Annotated in this window: 17 protein-coding genes; 4 read left to right on the forward strand and 13 right to left on the reverse strand. The window is 57.4% G+C overall.

What is annotated here, in order from left to right:
- Nucleotides 1–3: 3 nt before the first annotated feature.
- Nucleotides 4–1,533 (reverse strand): efflux transporter outer membrane subunit, encoded by a 1,530-nt coding sequence (locus P0D71_RS29525; RefSeq protein WP_408483263.1) that lies wholly within the window; start codon nt 1,531–1,533, stop codon nt 4–6.
- A gap of 177 nt (nt 1,534–1,710) precedes the next feature.
- Here P0D71_RS29525 and P0D71_RS29530 point away from each other — a divergent pair, with 177 nt between their 5' ends.
- The gene (locus tag P0D71_RS29530; RefSeq protein ID WP_408483264.1) at nt 1,711–2,598 is read left to right on the forward strand and encodes a LysR family transcriptional regulator; all 888 of its coding nucleotides are present in this window, start codon (nt 1,711–1,713) and stop codon (nt 2,596–2,598) included.
- Nucleotides 2,599–2,677: 79 nt separating this feature from the next.
- Here P0D71_RS29530 and P0D71_RS29535 read toward each other — a convergent pair whose 3' ends face one another.
- From P0D71_RS29535 to P0D71_RS29570, 8 genes are all read right to left on the reverse strand, one after another.
- On the reverse strand, nt 2,678–3,619 hold the full coding sequence (locus P0D71_RS29535) for a LysR family transcriptional regulator (RefSeq protein ID WP_408483265.1): 942 nt from the start codon (nt 3,617–3,619) through the stop codon (nt 2,678–2,680).
- 199 nt (nt 3,620–3,818) lie between these two features.
- On the reverse strand, nt 3,819–4,487 hold the full coding sequence (gene maiA, locus P0D71_RS29540; protein ID WP_408483266.1) for a maleylacetoacetate isomerase: 669 nt from the start codon (nt 4,485–4,487) through the stop codon (nt 3,819–3,821).
- Between the two features lie 22 nt (nt 4,488–4,509).
- Nucleotides 4,510–5,208 (reverse strand): fumarylacetoacetate hydrolase family protein, encoded by a 699-nt coding sequence (locus P0D71_RS29545; protein WP_091808607.1) that lies wholly within the window; start codon nt 5,206–5,208, stop codon nt 4,510–4,512.
- A 30-nt stretch (nt 5,209–5,238) separates the two neighbouring features.
- On the reverse strand, nt 5,239–6,285 hold the full coding sequence (gene gtdA, locus P0D71_RS29550; protein WP_091808605.1) for a gentisate 1,2-dioxygenase: 1,047 nt from the start codon (nt 6,283–6,285) through the stop codon (nt 5,239–5,241).
- Between the two features lie 146 nt (nt 6,286–6,431).
- Complete coding sequence (locus P0D71_RS29555) at nt 6,432–6,743, reverse strand: non-heme iron oxygenase ferredoxin subunit (protein WP_091808603.1); 312 nt, start codon at nt 6,741–6,743, stop codon at nt 6,432–6,434.
- Nucleotides 6,744–6,751: 8 nt separating this feature from the next.
- The gene (locus tag P0D71_RS29560; RefSeq protein ID WP_408483267.1) at nt 6,752–7,225 is read right to left on the reverse strand and encodes an aromatic-ring-hydroxylating dioxygenase subunit beta; all 474 of its coding nucleotides are present in this window, start codon (nt 7,223–7,225) and stop codon (nt 6,752–6,754) included.
- A 1-nt stretch (nt 7,226) separates the two neighbouring features.
- Nucleotides 7,227–8,483 carry an aromatic ring-hydroxylating dioxygenase subunit alpha gene (locus P0D71_RS29565; protein WP_408483268.1) on the reverse strand — a complete coding sequence of 419 codons (1,257 nt, stop codon included), beginning with the start codon at nt 8,481–8,483 and terminating at the stop codon, nt 7,227–7,229.
- 42 nt (nt 8,484–8,525) lie between these two features.
- Complete coding sequence (locus P0D71_RS29570; RefSeq protein WP_091809335.1) at nt 8,526–9,512, reverse strand: FAD-binding oxidoreductase; 987 nt, start codon at nt 9,510–9,512, stop codon at nt 8,526–8,528.
- Between the two features lie 128 nt (nt 9,513–9,640).
- On the opposite strand from P0D71_RS29570, the gene P0D71_RS29575 reads away from it, so the two are divergent.
- The 3 genes from P0D71_RS29575 (at nt 9,641) to P0D71_RS29585 (ending at nt 13,644) form a co-directional block, all read left to right on the forward strand.
- Nucleotides 9,641–10,543 carry a LysR family transcriptional regulator gene (locus tag P0D71_RS29575; protein WP_091809333.1) on the forward strand — a complete coding sequence of 301 codons (903 nt, stop codon included), beginning with the start codon at nt 9,641–9,643 and terminating at the stop codon, nt 10,541–10,543.
- A gap of 501 nt (nt 10,544–11,044) precedes the next feature.
- The gene (locus P0D71_RS29580; RefSeq protein ID WP_408483269.1) at nt 11,045–12,160 is read left to right on the forward strand and encodes an NAD(P)-dependent alcohol dehydrogenase; all 1,116 of its coding nucleotides are present in this window, start codon (nt 11,045–11,047) and stop codon (nt 12,158–12,160) included.
- A 32-nt stretch (nt 12,161–12,192) separates the two neighbouring features.
- Nucleotides 12,193–13,644 (forward strand): aldehyde dehydrogenase, encoded by a 1,452-nt coding sequence (locus tag P0D71_RS29585; RefSeq protein ID WP_408483270.1) that lies wholly within the window; start codon nt 12,193–12,195, stop codon nt 13,642–13,644.
- 170 nt (nt 13,645–13,814) lie between these two features.
- Here P0D71_RS29585 and P0D71_RS29590 read toward each other — a convergent pair whose 3' ends face one another.
- From P0D71_RS29590 to P0D71_RS29605, 4 genes are all read right to left on the reverse strand, one after another.
- Complete coding sequence (locus P0D71_RS29590) at nt 13,815–14,798, reverse strand: LLM class flavin-dependent oxidoreductase (RefSeq protein WP_408483271.1); 984 nt, start codon at nt 14,796–14,798, stop codon at nt 13,815–13,817.
- Between the two features lie 80 nt (nt 14,799–14,878).
- Nucleotides 14,879–15,610 carry a sugar phosphate isomerase/epimerase family protein gene (locus tag P0D71_RS29595; protein WP_408483272.1) on the reverse strand — a complete coding sequence of 244 codons (732 nt, stop codon included), beginning with the start codon at nt 15,608–15,610 and terminating at the stop codon, nt 14,879–14,881.
- A 98-nt stretch (nt 15,611–15,708) separates the two neighbouring features.
- A complete protein-coding gene (locus P0D71_RS29600) occupies nt 15,709–16,509 on the reverse strand; it encodes a TIM barrel protein (protein ID WP_408483273.1) in 801 nt (266 codons plus the stop codon).
- Nucleotides 16,506–17,106: LLM class flavin-dependent oxidoreductase (locus P0D71_RS29605; protein WP_408483274.1), on the reverse strand; the 601-nt coding region annotated here is incomplete at its 5' end. The genes P0D71_RS29605 and P0D71_RS29600, both read right to left, overlap by 4 nt.

Consider the following 17,106-nt stretch of genomic DNA (forward strand, 5'->3'; position numbering starts at 1 on the left):
CGCTCATTTTTCGCCCGGCTTCGAAGATGTATTGAAACCAAAAGGCGTCAAATGATCGGACGGAGTCATCTGTTTCTCATTGGGACTCTGGAAGGCGATGTCTGCGCCGCCCCCGAGCGCTGTCTGCAGCGACGCATAAGCCTGGAGCTGGGAGACCTGCACATGAGCCTGCCCTTCACGCGCTTTTAGTAGTTGCATTTGAGCTGTCAGGACGTTGAGATAATCCGTCAGTCCCCGGCGATATCCTTTATCCGCCAGCTGATAACTATCTTGGGCTGCCGCTACAGAGTCGGCTGAATCTTCCGCCTGCGCATCAAACGACCGGACGTTCACGACCTGGTCGGAGATATCTTTTAGGGCGGAGATCAGCACGGCGTTATAGCGGCTAATCGCTTCATCGTATTGCGCAGAAGCAGCTCCAAGCTGGGCCCGCAGCGCGCCTCCCTCGAATATCGGCAACGTGATCGCCGGGCCCGCCATCCACCCGGTGCCTTCAGGATGAAGGGAGGTGAGAAATGTTCCCCCAGCGGCCATTTGCGTGATCGACGCCATAAGATTCACGTTCGGATAGAACTGAGCCTTGGCGACATCGATACCCCGCGCCTGGGCGGCGACCATCCATTTTGCCGCGACGACGTCGGGACGGCGCCCCACAAGTTCGGCGGGCAGATTTGACGGGAGTTGTGCATGCGTCGCCAATGAAAGAACCGGGCGGGTGATCGATTCGCCGAAGCCCGGACCGTCTCCGGTAAGCGCAGCCAACTGATTTCGCGTCAAAGCAATCGTCTGGTCATACACCTGAATTTGCCGCTTGAACTCAGGCAAAGGCGCGACCGCCTGACTCAAGTCGAGCCGCGTGCCGATGCCTCCGGCAAGCCGTCGTTGCGCGATGGACGCTATATGCTCCTGTTGCTCCAGTGTCGAGACCGCGATATCCCGCAGAGCAAAGCTCAACGAAAGCGTCAGATATGTTCGAACAACATTTGACTGGAGTTCCACTGCTGCGGCCCGTTCGTCAGTAGCGGCAGCATGCGATGCGTCAAGCGAACGCAAAAGTGCGTTGTGATCCCGCCCCCACAAATCCAGGTTGTATGAAAGGGACAACCCAGCCGTATTGTTCCAGGTCGTAGTGTGATTGTAGGCACCGGGTCCGTAGTAGGTATTGTCGGGAAAATGCTTTCGCCCCAATGCCATCGATCCGTCCACACGTGGATATAGGGAGGCATGTGCGAGATCCGCGGCCGCTTCTGCCTCCCGCACTCGCGCCTGCACAACCGCAAGCGTAGGATTCTTGTCCAGCGATCGCTCGACCAGTCCGTTAAGCTGGGGATCTCCCAACGCGTGCCACCATTGTTGCGACGGCCACTGCGCCTCGGCATTGGCGCTTCTGATTGCTGCTCCCGCATCAAGCGTCGCCGGGTCTATCCGACTGCTCTCAGGCGCCGTATGGTTGAAGCTCGCACAGCCGGCCATCAGCGCATTCGCCACAGCAATCAGTGTGACGAAAACTATCTTTGTCGATCGGGGTTGCACGGGATTCTCCAGGCTCAAGGCTTACACGGGACGATTATATTTTTCGTCCTCCAGCGACCGGAGAGATGCTTTCTCAAAATATTGTTAACAGAATCACTCGTAATGCCTTAGGCCAAAAGTGCAAGAATCAGCGCCACATAGTCGAGATGTGAGTGGAAAGTGGATACGCTTCAGAGTATGAAACTCTTCTTGAAGGTCGTTGAGCTGGGAAGTTTCACCGATGCGGCCCAAGCGCTGGATACGACCACGGCAAGTGCGTCACGGGCGATTTCCGAGCTCGAGGTCCGCTTGAGTGCAAAGCTACTGCAGCGATCCACGCGACGAATGGTCCTCACGGAGACCGGACGCCGTTACCGGGCAAGGTGCTACGCAATACTAGACTGCCTGGAACAAGCGGAGCTTGAGATCAGTGATGCAGATGCGCATGTGCGCGCGCGGCCGGTCGGTAAGCTCAAAGTGTATTCAACAGTCCATCTTGGGCAGCACTACGTCGTTCCGCTTGTCACCGCATACGAGCGTCGCTACCCCCTTGTCGAGGTTGAACTTACGCTCGGAAATGGCTTGCCGGGATTTGATGAACCCTATGATGCGTTGCTTTTGAGCGCGGAAGACGCCTTCCGCGCGCGTGGATGGGCGAGACAGCGCGTTGGAACCGTCTTCGGTATTGCATGTGCGGCGCCCAGTTATCTAGCAAAACAAGGTAGACCGCAGTCCCCTCTCGAGATTTCGCTACACGCTTTCGTCGAATTTTCAGCTTCGAGAGGCCGTAGTCATCTAACCTTTAATGGGCCGAACGGCAGCGAGGTCATCGAGATTCTGACTTCGAGCTTCTCCGAGAACTCTGTCAATGCATTGGCTGCTGCACTCTGCGAAGGAAGAGGGATCGGCATCCTGCCTGCATCGGTAGCTTTACCTCATCTGAGTGCCGGCACGCTTACGCGACTCTTCCCGCAATACACACTCGATAACCAGGTTATCGTTGGGCTGTATCACGCCGGACAACACCTCGAATCAAAATTGCGGACATGGCTGGACTTCGTTGCAGCGGAGCTACCACCTGCTTAGAGAAGCTAGCTCCAACCTGAGGTGGAACTCATTCGCCGCGGGCAACGCGCACGCGCTCTCTCCCGGTTGCTACCGTGCCTTACAAATCCGGACCAAGTGTTCTGAGCAAATCGAAGTCGGAATCCAGCTCTGGAGTGAGTTCCTGCCGCGCAAAATCCACCCAGGTCCGAACCTTCGCATCTAAATACTGGCGAGACGGATACAGCGCATAGATAGTTAAATGCTGCGCGGTGTAGTCAGGCAGCACGCGCCGAAGCGCACCGGATTTGAGCAACGGAATTGCCGTGAGTGCTGGCACCAAACCAATCCCCATCCCCTCCTTTACAGCGATGGATAGCGCCTCTGGAATATTGACCCTCAGGGGCGCAGGTCCAAGGTCAAACATTTCCTCGCCGTCAGGGCCGCTGAAAGTCCAACGGTCGGTTTGCCCCGTCGGCGCTAGAACGTAAAGGCACTTGTGCTGAGCGAGGTCCGATAGTTCGACCGGTGTGCCATTGCGTCGCAAATATTCCGGAGAAGCGCAGAGAATGCTGTGGACACTCCCCAATCGCTGGGAGACCAGCGCCGAATCCGGCAAGTCTGCGGAAAGCGTAATCGTTATGTCGTAACCTTCCTCAATCAAATCGGGAAGATGCTGGGATAGCGTGAGGTCGACCTCGACAGAGGGGTGACCGTCGTGATATCTGGCGATGATCGGCACCAGATATCGCAAACCAAAGCTTGTCAGTGAATGCAGTCTGAGCTTTCCCGACGCGGTCATATGTGCGTCACTTGCCTCGGCTTCCGCTTCATCCACGTACATCAGAATCTTGTTGCAGCGTGCGAGATAGCGCTCGCCCGCTTCCGTAAGCGCAATGCGACGCGTCGTACGGTGCAGGAGGCGAGTGCGCAAACGCACCTCAAGCTCAGAAACAGCACGCGAAACCTGCGCCGTGGCCATATCGAGGTGCTTAGCCGCGGTAGTAAAACTCGCATATTCCACGACCTGTTTGAATATGCGCATATTTTGAAGCGTGTCCACAGACTCTCCAGTGCAGCGGCCCTCCCCGTAAAACGGTCCCGCAGCTCATTTAATGCAGCTTAGTTTGATCTCATTTGCTGGGCTGTCGCTGACCAGGCAATCTTTACCGGAACGTCGGGGCGGCGCGGCCCGCTGCGCCCTTCCGTCCACCCTGTAGGTGCAGATGGAAGGTCGCTCCACTCTTCTTACCACCGCAGTCTCAACTCGTTACGTAATCAGGTTGGTTTTGCGGTTTCGCACGATCAAAAGCTGGATGCGCGTTCGCGTGTTCGCAGATTGCCAGACTGCGCCGATACTCGCTCATGTCGCAGCCCATACGCTGTGCATTTGCGAACTGCGGCACGAGACATACATCCGCCAGTGTCGGTTGCGCGCCGAAGCACCATGGACCGGCAGAACCATCCGCCGCCGCTTCATCTGCCGCTCGTGCGAGCAAACGTTCTACGCCTGCCATACCCTCGGCAATCCAATGCCGATACCACGCATTTTTTTGTTCCGGTGTTACGTTCAGTTCATCTTGCAGGTATCGCAGCACACGAAGGTTGTTGACAGGATGAATATCGCACGCAATCAGGTACGACATTTCAAGTACACGTGCCCGCTCGTGCACATCTGCTGGAATCAGGCGTGGCTCGGGATGCTGCGCATCGAGATAGTCAATGATCGCGAGCGACTGCCCGAGGTGAAACTCACCATCGACCAAAGCGGGAACCGACGCGGACGGGTTGATTTCAGCGACATACTGGGCGTCACGGTGTCCTCCGGTCCGAATGTTCACGGGCTTGTACGAATAATCCAGACCCTTCAATGCGAGTGCGATGCGTAGCCGGTACGACGTCGAACTATTGAAAAAACTGTAGAGTTGCATGGCAACGATCTCCTGGCGACGGTCAAATAACGCGTACGGTCAGTTCGCCGAGTTTCTCCACTCCAACTTTCATCGTATCGCCCGCCTTAACCGCGCCGACCCCCTCAGGCGTGCCCGTGAAGATCACATCGCCTGGTTCGAGCCGGAAGAACTGCGACAGATAAGCGACGGTTTCCGCGACCGACCAGATGAGATGGGAAACATCACTCTTTTGCTTGGTCTCACCGTTGACCGTGAGCCATAAACTGGCGCTCTCGAAGTGGCCTACTTTCTCGACCGGATGGATCGGCCCCATCGGCGCGGAGCGATCAAACGCCTTGCCGAGTTCCCACGGCCGACCCATTTCGCGCATTTTCATCTGCAAATCACGACGCGTCATATCCAGACCGACCGCATAGCCCCACACATGGTCGAGTGCATTATCGAGCGCGATATCCGAACCCCCTTTGCCTATCACCGCAACGAGTTCCGCTTCATAGTGATAGTTGGACGTTTGACTCGGGTATTCAAGCTCCAGCGTTTCGCCGTATGCAACCGGCACAACCGCGTCAGCCGGCTTGCAGAAGAAAAACGGCGGTTCGCGGTCGGGATCAAATCCCATTTCCCGCGCGTGCGCTGCATAATTGCGGCCGACACAATAGACACGCCGCACGGCAAAGCTGTCGTCGCTACCGGCGACCGGAACGGCGACTGGCGCCTCGGGTGGGAAAACGAATGCCATAATGTTCAACCTGAAAAGTGAAAAATAGAATCAAACACGCTCTTCGCGCAGCAAATTCAACGCGCTCAGCACCGGGCGATCGGAGTAACTGAACAAAACCGCATCGGTGTCTGCGTCAAGGCGTACCGGCATCCACGACGGTGCGACAAACACGTCATGCGGCTCAAAAGCAAAAGTTTCGTCGCCGATATGCGCCACTCCGCGCCCCTCTACAACGGAGTACACAGTCGAATCAGTGCTGCGATAGGATCTACCGCGGAAACCTGCCGGAAGGAATTGCATGAAGGTCGCGATCGTCGGCATTGGAAATCCGCCAGTGGCCGGATTCACATAGCGCAGCTTCACACCGTCCCATTCGTCGTGCTCCCCGTTCCGATGCAGACGGTCTAGCGCTTCGCGGCTGCGTTCATACGGATAGCTGAAAATCGGTGAAGTCGGATCGGTAGACGTGTGACGCATCGGCAACATGTTGTGACCATAGCGCGCAAAGCTATCCCCCTCCGGACGCGTAACCGGCTGCGTCGCCTTGGGAAAGTTTTCCGCAAACCCGGCGTCCATGTGCGCCACAAGCGGGATATCAAGGCCATCAAGCCAAACCACGGGAACCCCGCCTTCCTCGGTCGACAAATTGCCATGGTCATGCCAGGTCCAGGATGGCGTAATGATGAAGTCGCCTGGACGCATCGTCGTGCGCTCACCGTTGACTGCAGTCCACGCTGTTTCACCTTCAACGATGAACCGCAGAGCCGATTGGGTATGACGGTGGCTCGGTGCAATTTCGCCAGGAAGAATAAGTTGCAGGCCTGCGTAAAGGTTCGAAGTCATGCTCGACTTTCCCGGTAGCCCAGGATTCTCGAGTATCAGCACGCGACGTACGGCTTCCTCCGCACTGATCAGCGAGCCGGACTGCAATACCAGATCGCGGATCTTCGCGTATTTCCAGATCGCCGCCACAGCCGTTGGCTTGGGCTGCTTCGGCACAAGATTGTGCAGAGACTCCCATAGGGGCGACAACTTTTGTTGAGCGATCTGCCCGTAGTAAGCCGCGCGTTGTTCGGATTGCGTATTTGCGGTCACACTCTCCTCCTTTGATTGAACCGGCAGCGCCTTTGCTGTGCCGGAGATTGGCGCATCGCCGTCAGGGAAACGTCGACGCCTTGCGTTGAGAAACCGCCAGACCGGAAGTTACGGTCACGTCTGCCATACAGTTGGCTCGCAGCCGACTAGATTTCGACGAAGACGCTGCCATCCTCAATCTTTACCGGATATACGTTGATGTCCTCGGTCAGTGGCTCACACATCGCTTTGCCATTCCGTATGTCGAAGCGACCTTGATGCAGCGGACACTCGATTTCGTGCCCCTCCAGAAAGCCATCACATAGCCGGGCGTGTCCGTGCGTACAGATGTTGTCTGTTGCAAACACGGCTCCGTCTACGCCGTAGATCGCCAACTCCTTACCATTGGCTTGTACCGCGACAACGTCGTCGTTCGGCACCGCGACTAGTTCAATGACCTTGGTCCATTGTTGTGCCATGTCAAACCTCAAATCGGATAAATCAACGAGTTGGCGATCATCTCGCTATCGAATACGCAAACGCGCGATTCGAATTTCAGACCGTCTTCTGTGCGACGAATGGTGTCGATATACCGCCCGACGTTATAAACGGTAGAGATCTCGTCGGGTTTCGTTCGAAACACGGCATAGTTCGCTTCCGACCGGATACGTTCGGCATCGACCAGAAGAATCCGAGGTGTGCCGACGACATGGCGCTGATAATACGGATCGTGAAAGATGGTTTCCGTCATGCCATAGATGCGATCCTTCAACATGCCGCGGCTTTCGAAAGAGAGTGTCGCGAGCGGATAGCCGCTGTCGTAGTTTTCGCGCGGCTGCACTTTGTACACGCACTCGTCCGTAAAGAACTCCGCCCAATTTTCCCATTCGTTGTTGTCGACGGCAGCGACGTAGTCGGAGTAAAGCGCGAGCAACTGTTGATATGTATTGAAATCAAGCATCTCAGGCCTCCATGACGCGACGCCAGTAGTCGTACATCCCACGAATGAGTGTCTCGGTCACCATGTGATCGGAATCCCCAACTTCGCGGCCACCTAACTCCGCAATCGTTCGATGGAATGGTTTCTGCTCGAAGCCTTCCTGCGAAAATTCGATCACTTCGCCATCGTCTGCGGAAACAAAACCCGCGGGGCCAAAGAGGTTGGCCTGGCGAAGCCGACGGCGTGTCATCTCTTCGCTGTCGCACTCAAACCCGAAATGCGTCCATACGAAGTCGAACGACCCGTGCCCATTCGGCTGGATGTGTCGCGTCGAGACAGAATTGACCTGCTGTTGAATGATCACGCTCGGAAACAGCGTCATCATCACCGCAGTCGGTTCACCCCACCAATCTTCCTTGACAATGTCGAGGATCCTGTCATCGCTGAGGTTCATCTGTTCCTTGAAGCTGGAGACGCCAGATGTGACTTCGCTCTTCCCAGCAGCTCCACGCGTCGAAATCATGGCGGCATGGCGGAATTGTTCATCCATCTTTAATTCCGACTTGTTATCCGCTCGCCACAGACCGAACGTAACAAACCACGTATGCAACAACCCAGGGTGGTACGGGTCCTTGATGTTTTCTTGCATCAACTTCCAGTTTCCGGGAATGCGTTGACGGTTGTAGCCCAAAATGGTCAGTTTTCGACCGTCGAAAACCCGATCGAAATAGCGAAGAATTGTCGGACCCAGGTACTCTTCAAGCGAGCTAACGTCATGATCGAATGACGCGAAAACTACGCCATTACGTACAGCGACCTTCAACTTGGTAAGACCATGCTCTTTCGGATCGAAGTCTGACGGCATGCCACCGTTGACCTTGCCGTCAAGTTTGACGCCTCGTCGAAAGGGAACTCCGACGAGGTTCCCTTTGAGGTCGTAATTCCACTGGTGATACGGGCAGGTGAAATCCTTCCGGTTGCCGGACTTCTCCCGACAGAAGCGAACACCGCGGTGCGCACAGACATTCTCTACCGCGTAGATTTCACCATCGGCAGCCCGACTCACGATAACGGATCGCTCTCCGATGACCGTTCGCTTGAAATCGCCGGCGTTTGGAATCTCCGCCTCTAGTGCCACGTAACACCAGTGGCCGTGATAAAAGAAACGCTCGAGTTCTCGGCGATAGACGTCATCGTCCGTGTATGCCCAGAACGGGATGCGACTCGAGCCGTCACCTTTCCATTCGGACTTCTTGAATACAACGGGAGCCTCGTTCATGCCTGTCTCCTAAAGTTGGATTTTTATGGTGTTGCCAAGCGTTCAAACACCACTCGAATAAAAGGCGTCGGCGTAGATGCGTCCAGGTTCTACTCCCTTCTGCCTGAGTAATATCGACGCCGCATCGACCATCACCGGTGCGCCGGCAATGTAGGCGCTCCAGCCGCGCATATCACTCCAGTCGTCGCTCACGGCTTGAGTAACCAGGCCACTGCGGCAGCCCTCAACGTCATGACCCGACGCCACTACGATATGAAACTTCAATTTGGGAAGACGACTCTGCAACTCCACCAACCACGGTTCGCCGTACACGTCGATGCTCGACCGAACACCGAAATACACGTGCACAGGGTTAGCCATGCGCGCCTCCGCCATACCCCGGAGGATCGAGAGGATTGGCGCAAGGCCGGTGCCGCCAGCGATGCAAACGACAGGAGCAGAGTTTTTGCGGCGCAGATACGCAGTGCCGAGTGGCCCACTCACTCGTACCGAATCGCCAACTTTCAGTTCGTTGGCGATGTACGACGTGACGCGGCCACCAGGAACGAGTCGGATATGAAACTCGACCTCCTCATCGTTCTGCGTCGCCGCCATCGAATAGGGACGTATATGCTGTGGAGAAAACTGCAGATTCGCATATTGACCCGGTGAATATTCGAGGGGCTTCGCCAGTCCGAGTCGCAAACGCTTGATATCGTGCGTCAAGTCTTCTATGGAGAGCACAGTCGACTTGAGGATCTTTGCAGGATGAACGACAACTTCATCCACTTCTGGAATCTCGATTGCGCAGTCCTCGACGAGCGTGGTCTGGCACGCAAGTACCGTCTCGCCTGTCCTCATAGGCGCGTTCGACTCACCGCTGCCTGTTACGAGCACGCGACCGGACGTTACACGGCAGCGGCACGTACCGCAGCGGCCAGCCATGCAGCTATAGGAGATCGGAATTTGATGTTCACGAAACACTTCCAGCAGGTTTTCCCCTGCTCGCACGTCAAGGACGCGGTGTAAAGGCAGAATTGATACTTCCATAGCGCCAGTGTCTCCGGGCTGGTCGATTGATGCCTCAATGATGCCGCCGGACGGGATATTGATAAATAGAAACTCCTTGATAACCCACATCACCGGCAGTGATAATGGTGTCCAGGGAGGGTTTTCGGATGGAACTTCAGGATATCGATCTCAATCTGCTCGTCGTGTTTAACGAGTTACTGCGACAGCGCCGCGTCTCCGCAGTCGCCAACACCTTGGGCATCTCTCAGCCGGCCATCAGCAACGCGCTGAACCGGTTGAGGAAACTCCTGGGGGATGAGCTATTCCTCAGAACATCAAAAGGGATGATTCCGACACCGCTCGCGGAGACACTTGCTGAGCCGATCGGATTCGCGCTGGGTGCGATTTACAACACACTTAACGCGAAATCAAACTTTGACCCGACCACGAGCACGCGTGCATTTACCCTGGCGATGACCGATATCGGCGAGATCTATTTTCTTCCTGCCCTCATGAAGAGGCTCGCCCAGGTCGCCCCTGGCGTCTCCGTCAGCACGGTACGCAATCACGCCGACACGTTGAGCCAGGAAATGGAGACAGGGCGCGTAGACCTCGCGATCGGATTTCTACCCGACCTCAAAACCGGTTTCTTCCAACGGCGCCTTTTCAAGCAAAGATATGTTTGTATTTTTCGCAAAGGGCATCCGCTGGCGAAGACGGGCATGACACCAGACGCATTCTGGGAAGCGGAGCATGTCTCCATTGTTGCAGAAGGCACCGGACATGGAATGGTCGACTCTGCCATTCAGCGTGCTGGCGTGACGCGCAATCTCCGCCTGAGAGTTCCGCATTTTGTAGCTGTAGGACACATCCTCCAGACGACGGATCTGATCGCCGTCGTCCCGGAAGCCTATGCAACGAGAACGCTCGCTCCATTCGGTCTTGAATCCGCCCCCTGCCCCGTGAAGATTCCGGATATTTCCATTAACGTGCTGTGGCATGCTCGCAATCATCGGGAACCGAGCAATCAATGGCTTCGGCAACTCATGGTTGAAGAGTTTTCAATCTGAGCGAATTCCCTCGCAACAAGACGGGCAGAACCGTGCCGATCTGGCGAGGGCACGCTCTTTCTGTCATGAGTCCAGCAAAGCTGGCAGCGTACTTTCCGATCGGTACGTCCACGCCAAGCACTTTATCGCGAGAAAAAGCTTTTCCTGCCTTGCAAGACTTAAAAAACAGGAACTCTGAATTTGCAAAGTCTGGCAGGGTTGCATGGCTAATATTCACCGCGTGAATTTAGCAAATTAACAAAGCGACATTGGCGGCATCCGTGGTCTGATTCATCATCAGCACGGTTAGTTCTGCGTTATCCCGCGTCGCTTTTAAAGCGTGACCGCGGAAAACGCAGGCGACTGGAACGTCCATGGGCGTACGTCCACTTCTCACCTGCGGGCAGATCTCATGGTGGCAAACATGGGGTGCTGTACCGCTGCAGAGTCTGACGGAAGCATTCCGTTGCAACGCACGCCAGTGGGCACACCTCATTAAGTACAACAATCCAGGAGACGCTCATGAGCCAATCAATTAGGGCCGCGGTCGTTCGCGAGGCGGGAAGCAATCTCAAACTTGAGAGCCTTACGCTTGGCGACCCGCAGCCTCACGAAGTCGTAATCAAGATGGTTGCGACAGGGGTCTGCCATACCGACATGGTGGTTCGCGACCAACTCTTCACCTCGCCGCTCCCGCTTGTACTCGGCCATGAAGGCGCCGGCATCGTTCACGCAGTCGGCAGCGAGGTATCCAACGTCAAGCCCGGTGACCACGTCGTTCTAACGTTTATGTCGTGCGGGCATTGTGATACTTGCCTGTCAGGACATCCGGCTTATTGCGAAAACATGGCCCCGCTCAACTTCGGCGGTGCGCGCGAAGACGGCACGAGCGGACTGTGCGATTGCGCAGGCCACCCAGTACACGGACATTTCTTCGGTCAATCATCTTTTTCTACGTACGCGCTTGCTAATGCTCGAAACGTGGTGAAGGTACCCAAAGACATTCCCCTTGAACTTCTGGCGCCACTCGGTTGTGGCATCCAGACCGGCGCGGGTGCAGTGCTGAACTCGCTGAAGGTTGCCCCAGGATCGAGCTTCGTCGCATTCGGGGCCGGGGCAGTTGGTCTCGCCGCAATCATGGCTGCGCGCATCGCCGGCGCCACTACGATCATTGCAGCCGACATTGCCGACAACCGACTCCAACTCGCGCTTGAACTCGGTGCCACACACATCGTCAATCCCCAGACAGTCAATCCGGTCGAAGAGGTCCGCAAAATTACCGGAGGTGGCGCGAACTTTACGCTGGAATGCAGCGGCCGCGCCCAAGTCCTGCGCCAAGCAGTCGACAGCCTCGCCATCTTCGGTACATGCGGCATTGTGGGTGCCACAAAGATTGGTACTGAGGTTTCGCTCAATATCAACGATGTGATGATTCCAAGTCGCCGCATCATGGGGATTGTCCAAGGCGACGCACTACCTCATCGCTTCATTCCCACGCTCATCGAGTTTTATCGCCAAGGTCGTTTTCCGTTCGACCGACTTATCAAGCACTATCGATTCGATCAGATTAACGAAGCGATGGCGGACAGTGAGAGCGGCGAGACCATCAAGCCTGTACTCAAGTTCGATGAAGCTTGAGCATCGCTTAAATCCATTCCAGGAGTCTTGTATTGAAAACGCAACTCATCATAGACAACGAGGCGAGAGACGCACAGGGCGGCAAGATCTTTCATCGTTATAGCCCGGTCACCACCGAGCTTGTGACGACAGGCGCCGCGGCGTCGGTCGCAGACGCCGTCGCCGCGGCGGATTCCGCGCAACGGGCATTTCGCACCTGGTGCAGGGTCGGGCCCACCGAGCGCCGTCGTATTTTGCTAAAGGCCGCGGACATTCTTGAAGGCAAGCGAGAAGAACTGCGCCAGCGAATGGCAAGCGAAATCGGCGCTTCAAGTCTCTGGGCGGACTTCAACGTCATGGGCTCGGCCGCGCTCTTCAGAGAGGCGGCAGCGCTTACGACGCAGATTCAGGGCGAAACTATTCCGACTGACAAGCCCAATACCCTGTCCTTCACGGAGCGACAGCCAGCGGGTGTGGTGCTTAGCATTGTTCCGTGGAACGGTCCTGTGCTCCTCGCTGCGCGTGCCATCGCCTATCCGCTAGCTTGTGGCAATACGGTAGTGTTTCGTGCTTCGGAGGTAAGTCCGTCGACACATCTCGCAGTGGCAGAAAGCCTTTACGAAGCAGGGCTCCCGGCGGGTGTACTGAACTTTGTGACATGTGCTCCTGAAGATTCGCCGCAAGTCACCGATGCACTGATCGCTCATCCGGCTGTAAGGCGCGTCAATTTCACGGGATCGACCCGCGTAGGTCGAATCATTGCTGAGAAGTCGGCAACGCATCTGAAACGTTGCCTACTCGAACTCGGCGGCAAAGCACCATTCGTCGTGCTCGACGACGCGGATATCGACGCCGCGGTCAACGCCGCAACGTTTGGCGCGTTCCTATATCAAGGCCAGATTTGCATGTCGACGGAGCGCTTCATTGTTGACGAGAAGATTGCCGACGAATTCGTCGCCCGGTTCGCGGCGCGTGCGAAAGAGCTTCCAGTCGGCGACCCATCCGGTAGCGCGGCCTGCGTGGTAGGACCGCTGGTGTCCAGTGAGTCGGGCAAGCGAATCAACGCTCTCCTCGAAGACGCCCTTTCGAAGGGCGCGCAAGTCCTGACAGGCGGCCCTGCGGAAGCAGCAATCATGCATCCAACCATTGTTGACCGCGTTCAACCGTCCATGTCGATCTACGACGAGGAGACGTTCGGGCCGATCACCACAGTGGTACGCGTGTCCGGAGTTGAGCATGCCATTCGGGTGGCTAACGACACCGAATACGGATTATCTTCCGCTGTCTTTGGCCGGGACGTAACGCGCGCACTGGACGTTGCTCGCCGGATCGACGCTGGATGCGTGCACATCAACGGCGCCACCGTGCAAAACGAAGCTCAGGCACCTTATGGCGGGACGAAGAAGAGTGGCTATGGCCGATTCGACGGTCGCGCGGTGATCGACGAGTTCACCGAACTCAAGTGGATCACGATCGAACCAGCATCACAACCCTACCCGTTCTAAAGAAAGAGCAAGCCCCATCTGGCCGGGTAGGCTAATGGGGCAACTTTTCAGTTTTCGGCGTGCCCCGAATTGATGGCGGCAGGCACCGAATCCGCCAACCGATGACTTGACCCCTAGCTGCTCATTATCGGCTCAACTAATGGTCGAGAACCAGCGCGCGCCAACGCCATCTACGCGGCCCGCACATCTAGCGATTCCGCAGCCAGCTGATACGAACGACAACGAGCTGTCGGATCGTGAATGCGGGCATCGATGATCAACTCGTCCGCGCCGGTCATCTCCACAAACTGGCGCAAGCCGTCGCCGACCTGCCGTCGGTTGCCCACGACGGTGCACGCCATCGCCTGCGCCAGGCCGCGCTGCTCGGAGGCCGACAGGCTTTGAAGATAGCCTTCTTCGGGAAGCGGCAATGGACCCGGCCGGCCCTGGTGAAGCCGATTCACCCAGTGGAAATGCGAGCTGGCCAGATAGGCCGCTTCGGCCTCGCTTTCAGCGGCAATCACATTGATTCCGGCAATCACATACGGCTCGCTTAGCATCGCAGACGGCCGGAAGTGCTCACGGTAGTGGCGCACGGCATTTGTCAGGAAGCGGGGCGCGAAATGCGACGCAAACACATACGGCAAGCCCCGCTTCGCTGCCAGATCCGCACTCTGCGGACTCGACCCCAGCATCCAGAGCGGAACGTCGTGAACACCGGGAATGCCGCGCACGGGCTGTCGGCCGTTGTCCCGCAGATAATCTTCGAGCAATCCGATGTCCGCCTCGAAATTCCGTTCCGAGGCGTCGCCCCGCAACGCGTGGATCGCGGGCCCCGCTGATCCCGCCGCTCGCCCAAGACCTAGATCGATACGTTTCGGGAACAGCGTCTCGAGGGTGGCGAAGTGCTCCGCCACGACCAGCGGCGAATGGTTGGGCAGCATGATGCCGCCGGCCCCCACCCGCAGTCGCTTGGTGGCTGCGGCGAGGTGCTGAATCAGCAACGTCGTCGCTGACGACGCGATGCCCGGGAGGTCATGGTGCTCGGCGATCCAATAGCGTCGATAGCCGCATGATTCGACATGTCGGGCCAGCATCGTGGCGTCGGCGATGGTATCGGCAAACACTTTGCCTTCGCCGATCATCATCAGGTCAAGTACGGATAAAGCTGTCAAGAGGGCTCCGTGTTACAGGCGGCGTCGCCGAATCCGCAATCGGGCGACACAGGGTTCAAAAGACACCATGAGAAAGCGTGTCACCGTCGTGGGGCGATGTCCGCCCAGGCTGGATGACTTTCCAGGCGCGCGTCCATCGCGCGCAGCGTGCGCAGGCAACGCTGAAGCTTCAGGTACACGTCGCCACCGTAATCCCAGCCAAGGACGCCTATGCTGCCGGTGTAGCCGATCCGATCGACCGCGGCCAGCACCGCCAGGTTGTCGAGTTCGCCCCTGTCGAGCGGCTCCATCGTCGCGACGCCGCCCCAGCCGAGCGGCGACATCGCGCTGCCGGACAGTACGACCTGCATCAGCCACGGTCTGATGGCCGCCAGTCGCTCGTCTAGTTGTCCTTCCTGGCTGGCGTACCAGTGGTAGCCGTTGAAGGACATCCCAAGGCGCGGATGGTCGAAGTGCTCACACAGGCGCACGACCTGGGACGTGGTCTGCGTCACATGCTTCAGGTGGGGATACAGTGCGATGCGCAGACCGCGACGCTCAGCGATCAGCAGCAACGATTCGATCGCGCGCAGAATCGCGCCGTTGCCGTTCATCGAGGTCTGCACGGCAAGCTCGATCAGCTCGACGCCCTCCACGGCTTCGACGATCCGACGCAACGCCGCGTCGTTCCGGCCTTCATGGAGGACTAGATAAAGTGCCGCGACGTCCAGGCCATGCCGCGCCTTGACCGTCGGAAGCAGCGACAGGTCGGTATAGGGCGTGCCGCCCCACGCCGACACGGTGATGCCGTCATAGCCGAGTTCGGCGAGCATCTCGCATTGCGACTGAAATGCATAAATGCCCATCGAAGTATAGAAAAATGAATCAAGTGCGTGAACAGGATGGGTCATGTGTTTTCGCTCCCGTCGACCTAATAAGGCAACGGCGTCATGACCGCCCACTCGGGGTGGGCTGCCAGTCTGCACTCCATTGAGCGGAACGCGGAGTGCGAGCGCTGCAGGTTGCCGTAGACATCTCCTCCCATGCTCTCCCAGCCCAGCACGCCGAATCGACCGAGATAGCCGCGCCGATCCAGCGCACCGAGCAATACGAAGTTGTCCATTTCGCCTTCGTCGAGGGGCTCAATCGTCGCGGCGCCACCCCAGCCTAGCGGCGACAGCCGGCAGCCGGCGAGATTGACTTGCCGCAGCCACGGCCAGATGGCATCAAGACGCTGCTCGAGCGCCTTCTCCTGCGTCGCGAACCAGTGATAGCCGTTGAATACAATCCCGAGATTTGGGTGATTGAATTCCCGGCACAATGCAACCGCTTCCGACGTGGTCTGCATGCCATAGCGAATGTGCGGATAAAGAGCGATGTCGATGCCGCGGCGCTCGCAGATTGGCAGGACGCGCTCGATCATTCGCCGATCCGCATCGCTCACCTCGTCGCCTGCATGCAAAGCCAGTTCAATGCTGTTGCAGCCTTCGATCGATTCGAAGATGCCGGTGACAAACGATTCGAGGCCCTGACGGTAGATCAGATAAATTGCCCCGACGTCGAGCCCCCAGTTCTGTTTCACGCGAGGCAGCGATTTCAGCTCTTTGCTCCAGGCCGAAACAGTCAGCCCCTGGTAGCCGGCTTCGGCGAGCATCTCGCATTGCGCGGCCAGCGGATAGGTACCCAGCGTGGTCTGAAAGATGAAATCCATGTGATGCAGCGGGCGGTTCATGACTGAACTCCCGGCTTGAGGCTCGGAAACAGCGGCAACAGGTGCTCTCCGAGCTCGTCGACGACTTCCGACGCGGCGCGCCGTTGGGGTTTGAAATGAAGCGCTACGTGCGAGACGCCCTGCTCCTGTTGCCGCAACCACAGTTCGCGAAGCGCATTGCGTCCGCCGCGCAGCACGCGACCTGGCTGAATCGGCATGTTGGGATCCCGGTCGAGGTCGAACAGCGTGCCGTATCCGTAGGGTTTGAAGACATCCGTCCCGCACGCGGCTCGCCATTGATCGACAATCTCAGGAATTCGCGATGGATTGGAGATGTAGGAAAGGATGCCGTCGGTACGACTCGCCGTCCATTCGGTCGTCTGTCCTGCGTGTCCGATCACGACGACGGGCACCCGCCTGCCCACCGGCTTGGGCACGAGTTCAAGCGTGCCGTTCAGGTGACCATAGAAGCGCGAGGCGTGAATGGGCCAGGTTTGCTCTGTCGCAGCGCGGATGACGTCCAACGCGTCTCTGAAACGCTCCGCGCGATTCTCGAATTCGACGCCGAATGCCGGATATTCGGCGGGCCGGTCGCCGGTCGCGAGACCGAGCACGAAA

Origin of the sequence: Paraburkholderia sp. RL17-383-BIF-A (assembly GCF_046028015.1) — a bacterium.
Taxonomy (GTDB): Bacteria; Pseudomonadota; Gammaproteobacteria; order Burkholderiales; family Burkholderiaceae; genus Paraburkholderia.

What these genes read in the sequence shown, in the direction of transcription:
- P0D71_RS29600 (WP_408483273.1), bottom strand. Translation starts at nt 16,509, where the DNA reads ATGAACCGCCCGCTGCATCACATGGATTTCATCTTTCAGACCACGCTG.
- P0D71_RS29570 (WP_091809335.1), bottom strand. Translation starts at nt 9,512, where the DNA reads ATGGAAGTATCAATTCTGCCTTTACACCGCGTCCTTGACGTGCGAGCA.
- P0D71_RS29580 (WP_408483269.1), top strand. Translation starts at nt 11,045, where the DNA reads ATGAGCCAATCAATTAGGGCCGCGGTCGTTCGCGAGGCGGGAAGCAAT.
- maiA (WP_408483266.1), bottom strand. Translation starts at nt 4,487, where the DNA reads ATGCAACTCTACAGTTTTTTCAATAGTTCGACGTCGTACCGGCTACGC.
- P0D71_RS29530 (WP_408483264.1), top strand. Translation starts at nt 1,711, where the DNA reads ATGAAACTCTTCTTGAAGGTCGTTGAGCTGGGAAGTTTCACCGATGCG.
- P0D71_RS29565 (WP_408483268.1), bottom strand. Translation starts at nt 8,483, where the DNA reads ATGAACGAGGCTCCCGTTGTATTCAAGAAGTCCGAATGGAAAGGTGAC.
- P0D71_RS29545 (WP_091808607.1), bottom strand. Translation starts at nt 5,208, where the DNA reads ATGGCATTCGTTTTCCCACCCGAGGCGCCAGTCGCCGTTCCGGTCGCC.
- P0D71_RS29560 (WP_408483267.1), bottom strand. Translation starts at nt 7,225, where the DNA reads ATGCTTGATTTCAATACATATCAACAGTTGCTCGCGCTTTACTCCGAC.
- P0D71_RS29575 (WP_091809333.1), top strand. Translation starts at nt 9,641, where the DNA reads ATGGAACTTCAGGATATCGATCTCAATCTGCTCGTCGTGTTTAACGAG.
- P0D71_RS29555 (WP_091808603.1), bottom strand. Translation starts at nt 6,743, where the DNA reads ATGGCACAACAATGGACCAAGGTCATTGAACTAGTCGCGGTGCCGAAC.
- P0D71_RS29595 (WP_408483272.1), bottom strand. Translation starts at nt 15,610, where the DNA reads ATGCTCGCCGAACTCGGCTATGACGGCATCACCGTGTCGGCGTGGGGC.